General features: G+C 73.9%; 15 protein-coding genes and 1 riboswitch. Of the genes, 8 read left to right on the plus strand and 7 right to left on the minus strand.

The window, feature by feature from the left end; genetic code table 11:
- The first annotated feature begins 114 nt into the window (after positions 1-114).
- Positions 115-645, plus strand: coding sequence for an N-acetyltransferase family protein (locus ACTWO6_RS30810; RefSeq protein WP_446217176.1), 531 nt, complete (start codon positions 115-117; stop codon positions 643-645).
- 44 nt (positions 646-689) lie between these two features.
- On the opposite strand, the gene paaN is transcribed toward ACTWO6_RS30810, so the two are convergent.
- The 4 genes from paaN to ACTWO6_RS30830 all read right to left on the minus strand — a co-directional run bounded on the left by paaN (position 690) and on the right by ACTWO6_RS30830 (position 6,338).
- Positions 690-2,363 (minus strand): phenylacetic acid degradation protein PaaN, encoded by a 1,674-nt coding sequence (gene paaN, locus ACTWO6_RS30815; RefSeq protein ID WP_446217177.1) that lies wholly within the window; start codon positions 2,361-2,363, stop codon positions 690-692.
- Positions 2,364-2,415: 52 nt separating this feature from the next.
- Positions 2,416-3,435: a GNAT family N-acetyltransferase gene (locus ACTWO6_RS30820; RefSeq protein ID WP_446217178.1), complete on the minus strand. Its 1,020-nt coding sequence runs from the start codon at positions 3,433-3,435 to the stop codon at positions 2,416-2,418.
- A 323-nt stretch (positions 3,436-3,758) separates the two neighbouring features.
- A complete protein-coding gene (thrC, locus tag ACTWO6_RS30825) occupies positions 3,759-5,048 on the minus strand; it encodes a threonine synthase (protein WP_446217179.1) in 1,290 nt (429 codons plus the stop codon).
- 12 nt (positions 5,049-5,060) lie between these two features.
- Positions 5,061-5,194, minus strand: a riboswitch (SAM riboswitch).
- Between the two features lie 169 nt (positions 5,195-5,363).
- Entirely contained in the window at positions 5,364-6,338 is a 975-nt protein-coding gene (locus ACTWO6_RS30830; RefSeq protein ID WP_446217180.1) for a DMT family transporter, read from the minus strand.
- Between the two features lie 90 nt (positions 6,339-6,428).
- Between ACTWO6_RS30830 and ACTWO6_RS30835 the strand changes: the two genes are divergently transcribed.
- Positions 6,429-6,734, plus strand: a complete 306-nt coding sequence (locus ACTWO6_RS30835) for an ArsR/SmtB family transcription factor (RefSeq protein ID WP_446217181.1) — start codon at positions 6,429-6,431, stop codon at positions 6,732-6,734.
- Between the two features lie 19 nt (positions 6,735-6,753).
- Here the strand turns inward: ACTWO6_RS30835 and ACTWO6_RS30840 are convergent, their stop codons facing one another.
- The 3 genes from ACTWO6_RS30840 to ACTWO6_RS30850 form a co-directional block, all read right to left on the minus strand.
- A complete protein-coding gene (locus ACTWO6_RS30840) occupies positions 6,754-7,884 on the minus strand; it encodes an acyltransferase family protein (RefSeq protein WP_446217182.1) in 1,131 nt (376 codons plus the stop codon).
- A gap of 227 nt (positions 7,885-8,111) precedes the next feature.
- Positions 8,112-9,014, minus strand: coding sequence for an ABC transporter permease (locus ACTWO6_RS30845; RefSeq protein WP_446217183.1), 903 nt, complete (start codon positions 9,012-9,014; stop codon positions 8,112-8,114).
- The gene (locus ACTWO6_RS30850) at positions 9,014-11,884 is read right to left on the minus strand and encodes an alpha/beta fold hydrolase (protein WP_446217184.1); all 2,871 of its coding nucleotides are present in this window, start codon (positions 11,882-11,884) and stop codon (positions 9,014-9,016) included. Before ACTWO6_RS30850 ends, ACTWO6_RS30845 begins: the two co-directional genes overlap by 1 nt.
- 374 nt (positions 11,885-12,258) lie before the next feature.
- Between ACTWO6_RS30850 and ACTWO6_RS30855 the strand changes: the two genes are divergently transcribed.
- Genes ACTWO6_RS30855 through ACTWO6_RS30880 form a run of 6 tightly spaced genes read left to right on the plus strand, consistent with a single transcriptional unit; the run spans position 12,259 to position 18,203 of the window.
- Positions 12,259-13,431, plus strand: coding sequence for a hypothetical protein (locus ACTWO6_RS30855; protein ID WP_446217185.1), 1,173 nt, complete (start codon positions 12,259-12,261; stop codon positions 13,429-13,431).
- Positions 13,418-16,003, plus strand: coding sequence for a nitrate- and nitrite sensing domain-containing protein (locus ACTWO6_RS30860; protein WP_446217186.1), 2,586 nt, complete (start codon positions 13,418-13,420; stop codon positions 16,001-16,003). Before ACTWO6_RS30855 ends, ACTWO6_RS30860 begins: the two co-directional genes overlap by 14 nt.
- Complete coding sequence (locus tag ACTWO6_RS30865; RefSeq protein ID WP_446217187.1) at positions 16,000-16,464, plus strand: roadblock/LC7 domain-containing protein; 465 nt, start codon at positions 16,000-16,002, stop codon at positions 16,462-16,464. Before ACTWO6_RS30860 ends, ACTWO6_RS30865 begins: the two co-directional genes overlap by 4 nt.
- The gene (locus ACTWO6_RS30870; RefSeq protein WP_446217188.1) at positions 16,461-16,946 is read left to right on the plus strand and encodes a DUF742 domain-containing protein; all 486 of its coding nucleotides are present in this window, start codon (positions 16,461-16,463) and stop codon (positions 16,944-16,946) included. The genes ACTWO6_RS30865 and ACTWO6_RS30870 overlap by 4 nt, the downstream gene beginning before the upstream one ends.
- Positions 16,924-17,685, plus strand: coding sequence for a GTP-binding protein (locus tag ACTWO6_RS30875; protein ID WP_446217189.1), 762 nt, complete (start codon positions 16,924-16,926; stop codon positions 17,683-17,685). Before ACTWO6_RS30870 ends, ACTWO6_RS30875 begins: the two co-directional genes overlap by 23 nt.
- 44 nt (positions 17,686-17,729) lie before the next feature.
- Positions 17,730-18,203 carry a hypothetical protein gene (locus tag ACTWO6_RS30880; RefSeq protein WP_446217190.1) on the plus strand — a complete coding sequence of 158 codons (474 nt, stop codon included), beginning with the start codon at positions 17,730-17,732 and terminating at the stop codon, positions 18,201-18,203.
- The last annotated feature ends 8 nt before the right edge of the window (positions 18,204-18,211 follow it).

Below are 18,211 nucleotides of genomic sequence, written 5' to 3' on the forward strand. Positions count from 1 at the left end.
AAATCGCACGCTACACGAGGCGTGACGACCGCGCACGACCACAAATCAGGCATATTCCGGGCAGGATCGGACCCGACGTGACATGGACGACCGTCCCTCCGGTATGCATGCGACATGACGAGCGCGCCGACCATGACAGCCACCCGGACGGCCACCGTCCGCCGGGTCCGCCCGGAGGACGCCGCCCGGATGCGGGCGCTGCGGCTGGAGATGCTCGCCGACGCGCCGCTGGCCTTCCTGGAGACCGTGGCGGAGGCCGCCGCCCGCCCGCACGCCGACTACGCGGCCCGGGTCGCCGCCGTGTCGCACGGCACCGCGACGGCCCAGTTCGTCGCCGACCCCGGTGGCCGGTTCGTCGGCCACGCCGGCGGCACCGTCACCCCGGACGAGCCCGGCCTCACCGTGATCTACGCCGTCTACCTCACCCCGGCCCGGCGGGGCAGCGGGCTGCTCGCCGAACTGGTCGACGCGGTGGCGGACTGGTCCCGCGCGTGCGGCCGGCCCGAGCTGATGCTGGAGGTGGTGGTCGGCAACGACCGCGCCTACCGCGCGTACCAGCGGCTGGGCTTCGTGGACACGGGCGTGCGGGTGCCGCACCCGAAGATCCCGACGCTGCGCGAACTCCAGATGCGCCGCCCCGCCTGAGCGGGCGGGCCCGCCCCCGGTCGGGGGCGGGCCGTACCACCGGGTCAGGCGTGCCGGCGGCTCTGCACGATGCGGAACCGGTTCGCCACGTACGCGCCGTCGGTCAGCGCGGCGTTGGCGGCCGGGTTGGCGCCGCTGCCGTGGAAGTCCGAGAACGCCGCCGACTGGTTGACGAAGACGCCGCCGGTCAGGTTGCAGGACAGGTGCACGCCGGCGTCGATCGCCGCCGCCTCGGCCGCGTCCAGCACCGCCTCGTCGGTCGAGTAGACCGCCGCGGTCAGCGCGCCCTTCTCCCCCACCGTGCCGCGGAGGATCTCCAGGCTGTGCGCGGTGGAGTCGGTGGCGATGGCGAACGAGATCGGCCCGAACCACTCCCGCGAGTAGGTCGCGGTGTCGTCGGCGGCCAGCTTGACGATGGTCGGCGTCCGGACCACCGCGCCGGGGAAGGACGGGTGCTCGACGGCACGCGACTCCAGCACCGGCTGGCCGACCTTGGTGACCTCGTCGAGGCGCTCCAGCACGCCGTCGTTGACGATCGCGCCGGTCAACTCGACGCCGCGGGCCGGGTCGGCGGTGAGCTTGCCGACCGTCGCGGCGATGCCCGCCGCAACCTCGTCGAAGCTCTTGTGCCCCTGGTCGGTCTCGATGCCGTTCCGGGGGATCAGCAGGTTCTGCGAGGTGGTGCACATCTGGCCGCTGTACAGGGTCAGCGTGAAGCCCAGGTTGCGGCACAGCCCGGCGAAGTCGTCGGTGGAGTCGATCACCACCGTGTTCAGGCCGGCCTTCTCGGTGTAGACGGCGGCCTGCCGGGCGTTCGCCTCCAGCCAGTCGCCGTACTCGGTGGAGCCGGTGAAGTCGACGATCTTCACGCCCGGGTGCAGGGCGAGCGTGGAGGCGAGCTTCTCGCCCGGCGCCTCGGGGGCGAGCAGCACCAGGTTCGGGTCGAAGCCGGCCTCGGCGAGCACCTCGCGGGCGTACTTCACCGTGACGGCGAGCGGCAGAACGGCGCGCGGGTGCGGCTTCACGATCACCGGGTTGCCCGTGACCAGCGAGGCGAAGAGCCCCGGGTACGAGTTCCAGGTCGGGAAGGTGTTGCAGCCGATCACCAGCGCCACGCCCCGCGGCACCACGTGGAAGGTCTTGGTCATCCGCAGCGGGTCGCCCTTGCCGGCGGCCTTCTCCCAGCCGGCCGTCCCCGGGTGGCGGGTCATCTCGGCGTACGCGTAGGCGACCGCCTCCAGCGCCCGGTCCAGCGCGTGCGCGCCGCCGGCCTGGAAGGCCATCACGAAGGCCTGGCCGCTGGTGAACTGCACCGCGTTGGCCAGCTCGAAGATGTGCTTGTGCAGCCGGTCCAGGATCTCCAGGCAGACTCCCGCCCGGGCCTGCGGGCCGGCGTCGCGCCAGGCCGGCAGCGCGACCGTGGCCGCGCCCACCAGCTGGTCGGCCGCCGCGTGCGGGTAGCGCACGTTCAGCTCCAGGCCGAACGGGCTCGCCTCGGTGGCGACGGTCTGGCCGTCACCGGGCTGGTCGAGGGGGAAGTCGCCGTTCAGGTACGCCTCGAAGGCGGCCTTGCCGTCGGCGGCGGCGGTCTCGCCGTACACCCGGGGGCTGGGCGACTCGGGGTAGGCGGACCAGTATCCCCGCTCCGTGATCGCGGTCAGCGCGCGGGTGAGGGTGTCGGCGTGCCTGTCGTACAGGGGGTGCGGGGTCTCCGTCATGCCCGCCATCATGCAACAGAAAGCCCCGCGATCAGTAGGGCCGTGTCACAAGTCAGATCGTCAGCTGCCAGTCCGTCCAGGAGTCGACCGGGCGGAAGCCGAGCTGCTCGTTGATGGTGATCATGTGCCGGTTCTCGGCGGCGTTCCAGGTGTCGATCACGCGCAGTGCCGGTTCGTGGTCGAGCACCCAGCGCAGGTTCTCCACCTTGGTGAGCAGGCCCAGCCGGTGCCCCCGGTGCGCCGGGTCGACGATGGTGATCTGCTGGAAGGCGTGCCAGTCGGCGCTCGGACCCAGGTCGATCAGGGTCCAGGCGACCAGCCGACCAGTCGCCTCGTGCACCGCCGCGTGGTGGTAGCCGCGGCGGCCCCGGGCCTCCAGCGCCCGTTCGGTGCCCCGCAGCCGCGCGACGTCGACCTGCTCCGGCTCCCACTCCAGGTCGCCGAGGGGCGCGTCGGTCATCAGCCGGCCGTCGAGGTAGGCCACGTCGGCGGCGTACTCCTCCGGCGTGTCGCCCTGCCAGCGGACGGTGCGGTAGCCGGTGGCGTGCGCCCGGGCCTCAGCGGCCAGGGCGTCGAGCGCGGCGTGGTCGAGCCGGTCGGTCGCCAGCCGGCGGCGCACCTCGGCGAGCACCGGGCGGGCGCCCATCGCGGCGGCGAAGGTGCCGCCCGCCTCGGGTCGGGCGATTCCCCCGGGCAGCGCCGAGACCGCCATGCCCATCACCCGCTTGCGGCCGTACTCGCGCAGCAGCCGCAGGCAGTGCTCGTGCAGCGCCCGGCCGACGCCCCGGCGCCGGTACGCCGGATGCACGACCAGGTCGACGGTCGAGTTGTCGGTGTTGTCGAGCTGCGGCAGGTCCAGCCCCAGGTAGCCGGCCGGTACGCCGTCGAGCCGGGCCAGCGCCCAGCGTGGCGCATTGCCCGGCATCGGATGCCGGACGGCGGCGTCGAAGCGCTGCCGGCAGAACGGCGGGAAGTCCGGCAGGTCGGCCTCGTTGGCCGCCGCGCCGATCCGGTACGCCTCGTCGATCGCGGCCGCGTCGGCGGCGTCGAACGGCGCGATCGTGATGTCCATACCCGCGAGGGTGCGCCAGGAACAGCGATCGGGGCCAGCGAATTAACGCTGGCCCCGATCGCGACGTTGGTCGGGAGGGACGATCGCACAACGCCATCGGCGCTGGGTCGAAAGAACTGAAAGTCTCCGGCGAAACGCCCTCCCGCACGGAGCATCTTGCGCCGTCCGAATCCTGCCCGTCAAGTCCTTAGCGGCGGGTTTTCCACACTCACAGCGAAAAGCCAGTTACCCGGTGGATCCGCCCGATCCCCCGTCCGGGCGATCCGCCCGTCCCCCACCCGGCCAACCCCAGGTCCACCGGACCCGGGCGGGCGTCGGGTGGGTCAGGAGAGGAGGCCGGCGTCGCGGGCGGCGCGGAGCGACGGCTTGATGCGATGGGTGGGGCCGACCTCGGGGGCGACCGCGTCGATGGTCTTCAGGCCCTCGCCGGTGTTGAAGACGACCGTCTCCGCCGTGGGGTCGAGCCGGCCGGACTCCACCAGCTTGCGGAGCACGGCGACGGTGACACCGCCGGCGGTCTCGGCGAAGACGCCGGCGGTCCGGGCGAGCAGCCGGATGCCGGCGCGGATCTCGTCGTCGTCGGCGTACTCCATCCAGCCGTCGGTGCGGCGGACGGCTTCGAGGGCGTAGAGGCCGGCGGCCGGGTCGCCGATGTTCAGCGACTTGGCGATGCCGGTCGGCTTGACCGGGGTGATGGTGTCGCTGTCGGCGTGCAGCGCGGCGGCGATCGGGTTGCAGCCGGCCGACTGGGCGCCGAAGACCTTCCAGCCGCCGGCCGGCGCCTCGACCAGGCCGATCTCGACCAGCTCCGAGAACGCCTTGTCGATCTTGGTGAGCAGCTCGCCGCTCGCCATCGGGATCACCACCTGCGCCGGGATCCGCCAGCCGAGCTGCTCGGCCACCTCGTACCCGAGGGTCTTCGATCCCTCCGCGTAGTACGGCCGGACGTTGACGTTGACGAACGCGGTGTCCTCGAACTCGTCGGTCTCCACCAGCTCCCCGCAGAGCCGGTTCACGTCGTCGTACGAGCCGTCGATGGCGACCAGGTCGCCGCCGTAGACGGCGGTCGTGACGACCTTGCCCTGCTCCAGGTCGCTGGGGATGAAGACCACCGACGGCGCCCCGGTCCGCGCCGCGTGGGCGGCGACCGAGTTGGCCAGGTTGCCGGTGGAGGCGCAGGCGTACCGGGTGAAGCCGAGCGCCCGGGCGGCGGTCAGCGCCACCGAGACCACCCGGTCCTTGAACGAGTGGGTGGGGTTCGCGCTGTCGTCCTTCACCCAGAGCGGCGCGGTGATGCCCAGCTCGGCGGCGAGGTGCGGCGCGGCGACCAGCGGGGTGAGCCCCGGGTCCACGGTCACCCGGCTGGCCGGGTCCTGGCCGGCGGGGAGCAGGGCCGCGTACCGCCAGAGGTTCTTCGGGCCGGCCTCGATCTGCTCCCGGGTGACGGTGGCGAGCGCGGCGGCGTCGTAGTCGACCTCCAGCGGGCCGAAACACTCGAAGCAGGCGTGCTGGGCGGCCAGCGGGTAGCGCGCGGAACAGGCGCGGCAGACCAGGGCGCGGGCCGGGCTGAGGGTGGTGTCGATACCGGGGGCGGCGGGAAGCGTCGACGTCATGTCGAGGAATTCCTCTCATCTTTCCCCGCATCGCACCCTGCGGCGGGGACGGAATTGGCACCTGCCCGCTCCTCGCTCGTCGTCGAGCGCGCGGGTGGTTGCCGGGGCGTCGTCGGGCCGTATCCCTCAGCCCCTCTGGATGAGGTATGCAGTTGTGCCGCCGAGTCTATGCACTCACGGCGCACCTGCCGAGCGGGGTTCCCACGGTGTGAGCCACCCCCGCTCACCAGCGCCGAGATCCGCGCACCGTCCGGGAGGTGGGGCCCCTCCGCCGCCGGATGCCCCCACCTCCCGGGCGTTGCCGCTCCGCTCACCTCACCGGGCCACCACGGCGATCGGGTCGACCATCGCCGGCCGGTCGGTGACCGCCACCGGGACGGGCGCCGCGGCGCGGGTGGTGGCGGCGCGGGAGCGGGTGACCAGGTTGGCGGCGGCCAGGGCGGCGATGGTCAGGGCCGCGCCGACCAGCTCCACCGCGCCGGGCCGGTAGCCCCGGACGGTCTGCACCACGAAGGTGGTCACCGGGACCAGGTTCATGAAGAGGGCGGCGTCGGCCGCGCCGAGCCGCTGCACCCCGGTGTTCCAGGCGAGTACCGCGAGGACGGCGGCGACGATCACGGCGTACGCCAGCTGCGGGGCGACCGCGACGAGGTCGGCGGCGGCCGGCAGGTGCTGCCAGCCGGCGAGGTCGGCGGTGAGGCTGCCGGCGAGCATCGCGGCGGTGCCGGCGACCGCGGTGAGCGTGGTGTAACGCAGCGGGGACCAGCCGGTGAACCGGCTCGCGCCGTGGGTGTAGACGGCCCAGCCGAGGACCGCGCCGATCATCAGCAGCCCGCCGACGCCGAACTGGCCCAGCCCGTCGAGCCGGCCCCGGGTGATCACCAGACCGACGCCGACGAGGGCGAGCAGCGAGAACCCGAGCAGCACCGGACGGGGGCGCACGCCGTCCCGAACCCAGCGGACCAGCTGGGTGACCAGCGGGGTGGTGGCGGCGAAGAGGGCGATCTGCTGCGGGGCGGCGTGCCCGAGCGCCAGGTTGGTCAGCACGTTGAACCCGGCGAAGCCGAGCACGCCGAGCGCCACCACCTCGACGGCCCGGCCGCCGGCGCGCAGCGCGGCCAGGCCCTCCCGGGCCAGCAGCAGGGCGAGCAGGACGGCGGTCGCGAGGACGTACCGGGCGGTGGTGAGGTTCAGCGCGTCGACCCGGGTGAGGGCGCTGGCCAGGACGGGGAACATGACACCCCAGCTGAGCACCGCGAAGAGCGGGAAGGCGGCGTGACGAGAGCGCACGAGAGCTCCTATGTTCGAGTATCGTCGAACTAACGCCACCGACTGTAGGAGCTTGTTCGACGAACGTCGAACAAGGGTTACACTGGTCACATGGAGCTGCACGAACCCGAACTGCGCGACGTACCGGTCACCGCCGTGCTCGCGGCGCTGGCCGACGACGTACGGCTGCAGATCGTGCGCGCCCTCGCCGAGGGCGGCGAGTACGCCTGCGGCACCTTCGAGTTCGGCGTGTCCAAGGCGACCCGCAGCCACCACCTGAAGGTGCTGCGCGAGGCGGGCCTGACCCGGACCCGGGTCGCCGGCACCAGCCGGTACGTCCGGCTGCGCCGCGACGAACTGGACCGCCTCTACCCCGGCCTGCTCGACGCGGTCCTCACCGCGCCCACCCGCTCCTGAGGCGCTCTCCCTCGACGTCCTAGGTCGAGCTGTGGGTAGGAGCGGTCACCGGGCGTCGGGCATCGGCGAACTTCTCCGCCCGCACATCGGCAAAGGCCCAACTCATCTGCGGTTCCACCGCCCAGCCGAAAAGCCGGCGGACGGGCGGGGAGGCCAGGATTCCCGTCGCGAGGACGGCGAGAGCACTGATGGTCAATAGGCCGGCGAAGGAGTTGACGAACGGAGTGTTCTGGAACTTGTAGGCGAGCGCGAGCTGAACGATGAACCCGTGCAGCAGGTAGGTGTACTGGGTGCCGGTCGCGAGCGGGGTGAGCAAATTGCGGTTCGAAGGCACCAGGGCGAGAAAGGCGACACAGAGCACGAGCGCGACCGCCGTCAAGCTGAGTGCGCCGACCGCCCACGTACCCCAGCTGACGTCCAGTTGTGCGTGCCCGTTGTGCCGGTAGAACCAGCCAGCGGGCAGCCGCGGGGCGTAGTGGTACACGGTGATCAGGGCTGCGGCAAACACCAGGACGGCGGCGGGGCGCAGCCATCGGGTGTCACGGATCCATTCGAGGTGTTCGCGCCGGGCGGTGAGGCCGAGCACGAAGAATGGGAGGAACTGGAGGATCCGGGCCAGGTCCAGTTCCCCGGAGAGCGAGGCGGCGCCCGAGGCGAGCATGACGCCGGTCGCCACCGCGACCGGTGCGCGCAGGTTGAGCCAGAGCGGGGCGGAAATCCGCCAGACGAACAGGGCGACCAGGAACCAGGTGAGGTAGAAGGGCGTGACCAGGTCAATCGGGTTCGACTCGTCCAGGCGGTAGTTGTTGTACAGCTGGTATGCGGTGGCGAAGATCAGGTAGGGGACCAGGGTGCTGGTGAGGAGTCTGCGCAGCCGGCCGGGGTGAGAGGCGTCCTGGGCGAAGGAGCGTGAGAAGTAGCCGCTGATCATGACGAACAGTGGCATATGGAAGGCGTAGACCAGCAGGTAGAGAGCCCGCACGCCGCGCATCTCGTTCGGGGAGCCGACGAGCGGGCCCCAGGTGTGGCCGAGGACGACCAGGGCGGTAGCCAGGAGTTTGGCGTTGTCGAAGTAGGCGTCCCGGGAGGGCGGGGAAATGGTGCCGCCATCGGCTCGGATAGCTTGGTGATGCAGAGCTGAGACGCGCATGGCGGGAGCTTTCGCGAGTGGGTCGGCGGGGCGGCACGACGCGGCACCGGCTGGCGGCCGACGGTGGCAACTGCCCCGGGGCGCGGCGCCGGCGCCGGCGCCCGAGTCATGCTAGTGCCTCGCCATACCCCGAACGGGTGAGCCGGGTGGCGGATCTTGGATCCGGTGGCGAGTCCGGTTTTGGGTTGGGCACGTTGGTTGCGCCATCGGATGTAGTCGTACCTGCGTCAGCTCGTCACGTCCTTGCGGGTGAAGCGCCAGAAGGCCAGCCCCCAGAAGAGCGTGGCGTAGCCGACCGCTGAGATCGTGCCCCGGACCACGTCGTCGGTCTGCACCGGCGTGGAGAGCAGCCCCAGCCAGGCGCTGCTGTAGTGGGTCGGCAGGAAGGCGCGCAGGCCGCCGAGCGCGGTGATCTGGTCCAGGATGCTGGAGAGGATCCAGAGCAGCACCGCGCCGCCGACCGCGCCGAGCGCGGCGTCCGTGGTCACCGAGAGCAGGAACGCCAGCCCGGCGACCACCAGCAAAACGACCGCCAGGTAACCCAGCACCGCCAGCAGCCGCAGCAGCCCCTCGCCGGGCGCCAGCTCGGCGGAGACCTGGCTGCGCAGCGGCGACCAGCCGTACCGGAGGGTGCCGGCGAGCAGCGCCGTGCCCGCGAGCAGCAGCAGGGCCAGACCGGAGTACGCGAGCGCGACCAGCAGCTTCACCGCGAGCAGCCGGGCCCGGGGCACCGGGATGGCCAGCAGGTAGCGCAGGCTCCCCCAGCTCGCCTCGCTGGCCACCGTGTCCCCGCAGAACAGCGCCACCACCACGACCAGCAGAAACGACGCCGACACGAAGATCGAGAAGAGGGTGAAGTTGAGCCCGCCCGAGGTGGCCAGGTCGACCAGGCTGGCGAACTCGTTGCGCCCGTTGTCCTCGTCGCCACCGGAGTCGAACTGGAACGCGACCAGGATGATCAGCGGCAGCAGCACCATGAACCCGAGCGCCAGCTGGGTACGCCGCCGCGACGCCTGCCGGCGGAACTCCGCGGCGAACGGCAGGGTCGCCGACGGCCGGTAGCCGACCGCCGCCCCGCCCGGACCGACCGCGCCGGCCGCGTCCCGCGACCCGACCGAAGAGCCTGCCATCACCGGTCACCGCTTCCCCGAGAGTTCTCGCCGACCAGGGCGAGGAACGCGTCCTCCAGACGGCGCCGGGGCACCACCCGGTCCACCCCGATGCCGGCCCGGACCAGCTCGGCCACCACCTCGCTGCGCGCGGTGCCGTTGGTGTCCACCACCAGCCCGCCGTCGCCGTCGGGCAGCACCCGTACCCCGTGCAGCCGGTCCAGCACCGTCCGGGCGGCGTCCGGGTCGGTCACCTCGAAGAGCACGCTCGGCGAGTCGCCGACGATCTCCTCGACCGGGCCGGACGCCACGATCCGGCCCTTGTTCACCACCACCGCGTGGGTGCAGGTCTGCTCCACCTCGGCCAGCAGGTGGCTGGAGACCAGCACCGCCCGGCCTTCGGTGGCGTACCGCTGGAGCACCCGGCGCATCTCGGCGATCTGCGGCGGGTCGAGCCCGTCCGTCGGCTCGTCGAGCACCAGCAGCTCCGGCAGGCCGAGCATGGCCTGCGCGATGGCCAGCCGCTGCCGCATGCCGTGGCTGTAGTTCTTCGTCCGCCGGTGCACCGAGGAGCCGAGGCCGGCGATCTCCAGCGCCTCGTCGAAGTGCGCGTCGTCCCAGGGCCGCCCGGTCGCCCGCCAGTACGCCTTCAGGTTGTCCAGGCCGGACAGGTGCGGCAGGAAGCCCGGGCCCTCGACCAGCGCGCCGATCCGGGAGAGCACCGGCGAGCCGGGCACCAGCCGGTGCCCGAAGACGTAGATCTCCCCGGCCGTCGGCTGGGTCAGCCCCATCAGCACCCGCAGGGTGGTGGTCTTGCCGGCGCCGTTCGGGCCGAGCAGGCCGACCACCTGGCCGGGGTGCACCTCGAAGTCCACTTCTGCGACGGCGACGAAGCCGTCCGCGTACTCCTTGCGGAGCGATTGGACGGCGAGCGGGATGCCCGCGTACTCCGGGTGGACGGAGCTGTCCTGGCGGCGGTGCCGGCGGCGGGCGACCAGGACGACCACGACGAGCCCGACCGCGATCGCGGCGAGCAGCCCGACCAGGACCCAGCGCCAGACGGTGGCGGTGGTGGGGATCGGCTCGCCGTCGACGGTCGGCAGGCTCAGCGCGCCGCCGCCGGGGGCGACCGTGTAGACGGTCGGCTCGGGCGGCGTGGCGTACGCCTGGTCGGAGGTGGCCACGACGACCCGCAGCCGGTGCCCGGCCTCGATCCGGCGGACGATCGCCGGCAGCGTGACCGTGACCGGCTGGGCCGCGTCGACGGTCCTGGGCAGGCCGGTGAGGCGGACCGGGGCGACCAGGCCGTCGGGGAGCGTGGTGGCGCCGTTCGGGTCGACGTCGTAGAGCTTCACGAAGAGCACCGCCTCGCCGGTCGGCGACGCGGCCCGGATCCGGACCGTCGGCGAGCCGACCACGTCCACCGCCTCGGCGAGCGGCGCGGACTCGAACCGGGCGTGCTGGCCGGGGATGTCGCCGGCCACCCCGTTCAGCAGCGAGCCCAGCGCCCCGGCGAACGGCACCGCGGAGATCGCCGCCGGATTGCCGTTGGGCGGGTTGGCGACCTGCTGGGTCGGGCCGCCGACCTCGACCTCCCAGCGGGCGTCCCCGGTCACGCCCGGGTAGTCGGCGGTGCGGTAGCCGGTGGCGACCAGACCCCGGTCCAGCGCGTCGAAGCCGGCGATCCGGGAGAAGGTGAAGCCCTCGCCGGGCGCCGCGCCCGCCCCCTTGACGTAGTGGTCGAGCCACTGCGCGGTCAGGAACTTCACCCGGTCGGAGTCGCTGGTCGGCCCCGCGCCGCCGTCGTGGCCGCCGGTGAACCAGGCGACCCGCACCGGGGTGCCCGCGGCGGCGATACCCCGCGCGTTGGCGTCCGCCTCGGCCAGCGGGAAGAGGGTGTCCGCCTCCCCCTGCACCAGCAGGGTGGGCGCCTTGACCCGGTCGAGCACGCCGGCCGGGGAGGAGCGGCGCAGCAGGTCCACCGCGCCGGCGTCGGCCCGGCCGGTGGTGGCGATCCGCAGGTACGCGGCGCAGACGTCGGCGGCGAACCGGCCGCAGGACGGGTCGGCGGCGCCGGCCGGGGCGCGCCCGGAACCGGTGCCGGGGCCCGCGCCGGGCTGCGGGCTGGGCGCGCCGGCCGACGCCGGCGCCCCCTGCGGCTGGGCGGCGGTGGTGCCGGAGATGCCGGCCGGCCCCGAGCCGGCGGAGCCGCCGCCACCGAAGAAGATGCCGGCCCAGCCCTTCTTGAACACGCCCTCGGTGGGCGCCCTCCCGGTGCTCTCCGGCAGGAAGGCGCGGGAGAGGTCGTTCCAGGTGATCATCGGGACGATCGCGTCGACCCGGCGGTCCTGGGCGGCGAGCAGCAGCGCCAGGCCACCGCCGTACGAGCCGCCGACCACGCCGACCCGGGGGTCACCGGCGGCGTCGGTCCGGATGTCGGGGCGGGCGGCGAGCCGGTCGAGCAGGCGCTGCGCGTCCCGCACCTCGTGGTCGGGGCTGTCCAGGTGGATCTCGCCGCCGCTGCGGCCGAAGCCCCGCGCGGTCCAGGTGAGCACCGCGTACCCGCGCTCGACCAGGTCCTCCGCGTCGGAGCGGACGGAGTCCTTGGTGCCGCCGAAGCCGTGCGCGAGCAGCACCGCCGGGACCTTCCGGTCGGCGGAGGCGTCGTCGGGCAGGTACAGCGTGGTGTCCAGGTCGACCGGCTGATCGCCGGCCGGTCCGGAGCGGACGGTCACCATCGCCGACTCGGTCCGGAAGGCGGGCCGCTCCGGCCGGGCCGCCCAGACCACCGCGGCCGCCGCCAGGACGACCACCACCGACGCGGCCACGACCCGACGGCGGCGGGTGGCCAGGGCACGCCGGACCCGCGCGGCCGTCAGCGGTGATCTCATGCGGCACACGGTACGGGCCGGATCCTGAGCGTTGCCTGAGATCCGCCGTACGTCCGTCCGGCTGGTCCGATCGGCCTTGCGAGTCCGATCGACCGCGCAAGGTCCAGAGAATCCCAGCGAGTTGAATTCGGATCGCGTCAATTCACATGTAGTCGAATAAACCGCCTCCGATGCGTCCATGATGCACGGCCCGCGGAACGCTCTGTGGCGACAAGGTCAACGAGCCGTGACATCGCTCGAAGTGACGCGAAGCTGACTCAGCGACGGCAGTCACCCCCCACGCCGGTCGACTAGTTTCCGGTCCGGTGTACGGGACTGCATCGGCGACCCCCGCCACCGGAGGAGTCCCCCGCCGTCGCCGTAGGAGACAGACCATGACAGTCCCCGCGCCGCGGGTCCGTCGACGGCCCTCCGTACCGGGCCGCGTCCTGCCCCTGCTGCTCGTGGCGGCCCTGCTGGCCCCGGTGGGGCTGCTCTTCGCCCAGACGCACCGGCTGACCGGGGAGGACCGTGACCTGGCGACCCGGGAACGGCTCGGCGTGCAGTACCTGCGCGCCCTCGGCCCGGTCACCGACGCGCTGGTGGACGCCCAGACCGCCGCGGTCACCGGCCGGCCGGTCTCCCGGGACGCGCTGACCGCCGCGGTCGAGCAGGCGACCACCGTCGACAGCGCGGTCGGGGACGAGCTGCGCAGCCACGAACGCTGGTCCGGGCTGCGCGCCAAGCTGGAGGCGCTGCCCGACCGGGGGCTCACCGACCCCACCGCCGCCTTCGCCGCGTACGGGGAGGTCACCGACCTGCTGCTCGACCTGCACCGCAAGATCCGGGACAGCTCCGGGCTGATCCGCGACCCGCAGTCCGACTCCTTCTTCCTCCAGAACGGCATCGGCCGCGACCTGCCCGAGGCGATGGTCGCGGCGGGCCGGCTCGCCGACCTGACCGCCCTGGCCGCGCAGCGCCCGGCCGCCGAACGGCCGCAGACCCTCGCCGAGCTGGCCGCCCTCCGGGTGGCCGCCCTCGCACCGGCCACCGACCTGGTCGCCGACCTGCGGGCCGCGGTGGACAACTCGGAAAGCACCGACCTCGGCGCGAACGTGCTCACCCCGCTCGACACCTACCAGCGCTCCGTCGAGGCGCTCGCCGCGCTCTCCGCGCCGGCCGGCGAGGCGGGCGGCGGACCGACCGACCCCGCCCAGGTGGCCGCCGCCCGGCTCACCGCGCAGGCCGCCGCCAAGCAGCTCCAGCCGGTCATCCTGGACCAGCTCGACGCCCTGCTGAAGGAGCGGATCGACCGGCTCGACCGGGACCGCCTGCTGGCCGTCGCCGCCGCCGCGCTCGCCGTCCTGCTGGTCGTCGTCCTGATCGGGGTGCTGATCGGCGCGTACCTGCGGGCCCGCCGGCGCGCGGCCGACGAGGAGCGGGCGCGCGAGGACTCGGGCGCGCTGCCCGCGTGGCAGCCGCCGGCCGAGCCCCGTCAACTCCAACCGGTCGGGTCGGGCCGGCCCGGCGAACCCGAGCGGTGGGGGCCCTTCGATGCTGCTCGGTAGGCTCCGGATCCGGGGCAAGCTCGCCCTGCTCGTGATCATTCCGCTGCTCAGCATGGTCGGGCTGGCCGTGCCGGTGGTGCTCGACCGGGTGGCCGCCGCCCAGCGGGCCGGCGACATCGCCGCCACCGTTCGGGTCGCCAGCCGGATCGGCAGCCTCGTCCAGGACCTCCAGCAGGAACGGCTGCTCTCGGTCGGCCTGCTGCTCGGCCGGGTGACCCGGACCGAGCTGATCCGGAAGTCGACCGCCGTCGACGACCGGGTGGCCGACCTGCGGGCCGATCGCCTCCCCGACCGGGTCACCGCCGCCCTCGACGGGGTACGCAAGCTGGCCGACCTGCGCACCGCCGTGCTGGCCGGGAAGGCGACGCCGACCCAGATCATGGACGCCTTCGGCCCGGTCGACATGGCGCTGATCGAGGCGTTGCGGCTGCCGTTCCAGGTGGACACCAGCACCTCGGCCGGGCGGCAGGTGCTGGCGCTGGACGGGCTGCTCCGCGCCGACGAGGGGCTGGGCGCCTGCGCGACCCTGATCGTGCTGGTGAGGGCGACCGGCGACCCGAAGGCGGCCGCCGCCTACATCGCCTGCATGGCCGCGTTGCAGGTGGACAACCTGCGGTTCCGCAGTCTGATCACCGCCGAGCAGTACGAGCTGGCCATGCTGGACGACGCGGCGGTGGCGGCCCGGACCACCCCCACCTTCCTCGTCGACAGCGTCAAGGACCCGGTGGCGTCGATCGCCGCGGTGCCGCTGGACACCCTCTTCCCGTCGGTCCGCTCGATGATCACGCTCGGCCAGTTCGTGGAGAAGAAGATCGTCGCGGACGTCATCGCCGAGACCACCGCCGACCAGCGGGACGCGCTCACCGCGGCCTGGCTGGTCGGCGGGGCGGCCACCCTGATCCTGCTGATCGTGGTGCTGCTCAGCATGGCCGTCGCGCGGACGGTGGCCCGGCCGTTGACCCGCCTCACCCGCTCCGCCGACCGGGTCGCCCGGGTCGCCGAGGCCGAGCTGGTCCGGGTGGTCGACGACGAGTCCGATGCCGGCCAATTGGTCCGGCTCGACCCGGTCGACGTCCGGGCCCGGGACGAGATCGGCGACCTGGCCCGCGCCTTCGAACGGGTGCAGAGCACCGCCGCCCGCCTGGTCGAACGGCAGGTCGCCGGCCGGCGCAACGTGGCGCAGATGTTCGGCCACGTCGGCCGGCGTACGCAGAACCTGGTCGGCCGGCAGATCGCGCTGATCGACCGGCTGGAACGGCAGGAGACCGACCCGGGGCGGCTGGAGCACCTCTACCGGCTCGACCACATCTCCAGCCGGCTGCGCCGCAACGCCGGCAGCCTGGTCGTGCTCTCCGGCGCGGCCGGCACCGACGGGCACGTGGCGCCGGTGCAGCTCGCCGACGTGGTCCGCCTGGCGCTCGGCGAGATCGAGGACTACACCCGGGTCGACGTGCAGGTGCCGCCGGGGGTGGCGGCGGCGCCCGCCACCGTCGGCGACCTGGTGCTCGCGCTGGCCGAGCTGATGGAGAACGCCAGCGTCTTCTCCCCGCCGCACACCCGGGTGGTGGTGGGCGGCGAGCTGACCGACGGCGGGGCGCGGCTCACCGTGGTGGACCGGGGCATCGGCATGACCGAGGAGCGGCTCACCGAGGAGAACGCCCGGCTCACCCGCCGGGAACGGCTCGACCTGGCCCCGACCGAGGTGCTCGGACTCTTCGTGGTCGGCCGGCTGGCCCGCCGGCACGGCTGGACGGTGGACCTCGCCCCGACCGCGGGCGGCGGGGTGACCGCCCGGCTGGAGATCCCCGCCGCGCTGCTGGTGGTCCGGCGGCCCGGGCGGGCCGGCGTCACGGTGGCCCGCGCCACCGTTCCGTCCCGGGACCGGCGGGGGCTCGGCGAGCTCGCCCGCCCGGGTCGCGCGCTCACCGCCGCCCCGGTCCCGCCGGCCGTCGAGGACCAGCCGGGCTTCGATTCGGTGCCGCTCAGCCGGGCCACCCGCAGCCTGGAGACCGCGGAGTCGTGGAACGCCTTCGGCGCCGCGACCGAGGTGGCCGCCGGACCGCCGGCCGCGCCGCCCACCCCCGCCGGCCCGGCGCCCGTCGCGCCGCCGCCCGCCACGCCGCCGCCCGCCGGGCCGGTTCCGGACGCGCCGCCGCCGGCCCACCCGGTGGGTGCCCCGGTCGCCGGCGCGGCGACCGGCGGCCGGCCGGTGATCCGCCAGCGGGTGCCCGGCGCCAGCCTGCCGCGGACCGCCCCGGCGGCCGGGCCGGTCGACGCCACCCGCGCCGACCCGTCCGCCGTCCGCGCGCTGGTCGAGGACTTCCAGGCCGGGGTACGCCGCGCCGAGCGGACCGCCGCCCCGGTCGGGCCCTCCCCTGACCGGCCCCGGCTGAGCCGGCGGGTGCCCGGGGCGAACCTGGCCGTCGCCCCGCCCCAGGCGCCGGTCACCAGCCAGCACCCCGGAGACCCGGCCGAGGTCCGCAACCTCATCACCGAGTTCGAGGCGGGCGTCGCCCGCGCGCTGCGCGAAGTCGGTCCAGACCACCGTCACGAAGAGGGATCATCACAGTGACCAGTCCCTTCCTGCACGACAACGTCGACCACCAGCACACCGGGGAGCTCAGCCCGGAGGCCCGCACCTTCAACTGGCTCCTCGACTCGTTCACCTCCAGCACGGCCGGCGTGATGGAGGCGATCGCGGTCTCCTCGGACGGGCTGCTGATGGCGATGTCCGCCATCAAGGACCGGTCCAACGCCGAGCGGCTCGCCGCCGTGGTCTCCGGGATGACCAGCCTGGCCGGGGGCGCGGCCAGCTGGTACGCGCTCGGCGGTTTGAACCGGGTGATCGTCGACATGGCCGAGGGCTACCTGCTGATCAGCGCGATCAGCAGCGGCTCGGTGCTCGGCGTGGTCGCCGACCGGTCGGCCAACCTCGGCACGGTGGCGTACGAGATGACCCTCTTCGCCGGCCGGGCCGGCGGCGCCCTGAGCCCGCGACTCATCGCCGAGCTGAAGAACGCCGTACAGCAATGACCCCGGAGGTGGCCGGCGAGGAACCGGACCCGGAACCTGGCGTCCGGATCCGTCCCTACCTGCGGTCGCCCTCCCCGGCCGGCGAGCCGGCGCCCGCGGCCCCGCCCCACCCCGCCGACGAGGCCGAACGGGTCGCCGGACAGCCGAACGGCCCGCGTCCGTTCGTGCTGACCGCCGGGCGGGTGGCCGGCGCCGACCCGGCGATCGGGCTGGAGACCCAGGTGACCGCCCGGCCGGAGAGCGGGTCGTGGGCGGTGTCGGCCCGGCTCGCCCCGGAACTCCAGGCCATCGTGGCGCTCTGCGCCGACCCGATCTCGGTCGCGGAGATCTCCGCCCGGACGCGGCTGCACTTCGGCGTGACCCGGGTGCTGGTCGGTGACCTGCGGGCCGCCGGCCACCTCGACGTGCACGCGGGCGGCGCCGAAGCCCTTGACCCCGACATCATCCTGCGAGTGATTGATGGACTCCGTGCGATCTCCTGAATGGCCCGCCGCCGCGACCGGTGGGCTCGCCGCCAACAGCGCCACCGCCCGGTACGGCGTGCCGGTGGGACCCGGCGCGGCTGCCGGCCGGACCGTACCGCCGGCCCCGCAGCCCGCGCCGCCGCCGTACCGGCCACCGGCGGCGCCGGCCCGGGTGACCGCGGGTGCCCCGGCCACCAGGCCGCCGATCCCGGTGAAGATCCTGATCGCCGGCGGGTTCGGCGTGGGCAAGACCACCACGGTGGGCGCGATCTCCGAGATCGCCCCGCTGATCACCGAGGCGGAGATGACCAGCGCCGGTATCGGCGTCGACGACCCCGGCGTACGCTCCACCAAGACCACCACCACGGTGGCGATGGACTTCGGCTGCGTGACCGTCGACCGCAGCCTCAAGCTCTACCTCTTCGGCACGCCCGGGCAGGCGCGGTTCGGCTTCATGTGGGACGACCTGGCCCGGGGCGCGCTCGGCGCGCTGGTGGTGGTGGACAGCGCCCGGCTGGACGACTGCTATCCCGCGGTCGACTTCTTCGAGCGCGCCGGGCTGCCCTTCGTGGTCGGGGTGAACGCCTTCGACGGGCGGCTCGCGCACGACCTGGCCGCGATCCGGTGGGCGCTGGCAATCGGCGATCACGTTCCGCTGGTGCAGTTCGACGCCCGGGACCGGCTCTCGGTCCGGGACGCCCTGCTGGTCGTCCTGGATCGCGCGCTGGACCGGGCGACCCGGGAGAGGGGTGCCTGAACCGACCGTCGGTTCGACCCGTTTCATGGAAAGGGGTGGACGTGATGAGAGGTGATCTGGACGAGACACTGGCCCGGCTGGCCCGCCGCGAGGAGGCGCTGCGGCGCCGCGCGGGCGGACCGGGCGAGGAGGCCGCCGAGGAGGAGCCCGCGGCGGCCGGGTCACCCCGGGACGGGCACGGCGCGTACCGGTTGCGGGGCGGGACCCGCCCGGTCGACCGCGACCCGGTGGAGGAGGTGGCCGAGGCGGTCCGCCAGGTGGTCGCCGAGCACCCCGGACTGGTCGTCACCCTGCGCGTGGCGCACGACGGGCAGGCGTACCCGCTGCGGGTCTCCTGGGCCGGCCCGGACGTCACGGTCGGCGCGGAGGCGACGGTCGCCCCGCCGCCGGTCTGGCCGATGTCGGTGAAGACCGTGCCGGCCCCCGGGCAGGACGGGCTGAGCGCGGACCCGGCGGCCCGGCTGGCCGAGATGATCCGGCGTGATCCGTCGCTGCTGGAGGACACCGGGCCGCGGTGACGCCCGCC

The organism is Micromonospora sp. IBHARD004, from assembly GCF_052814115.1.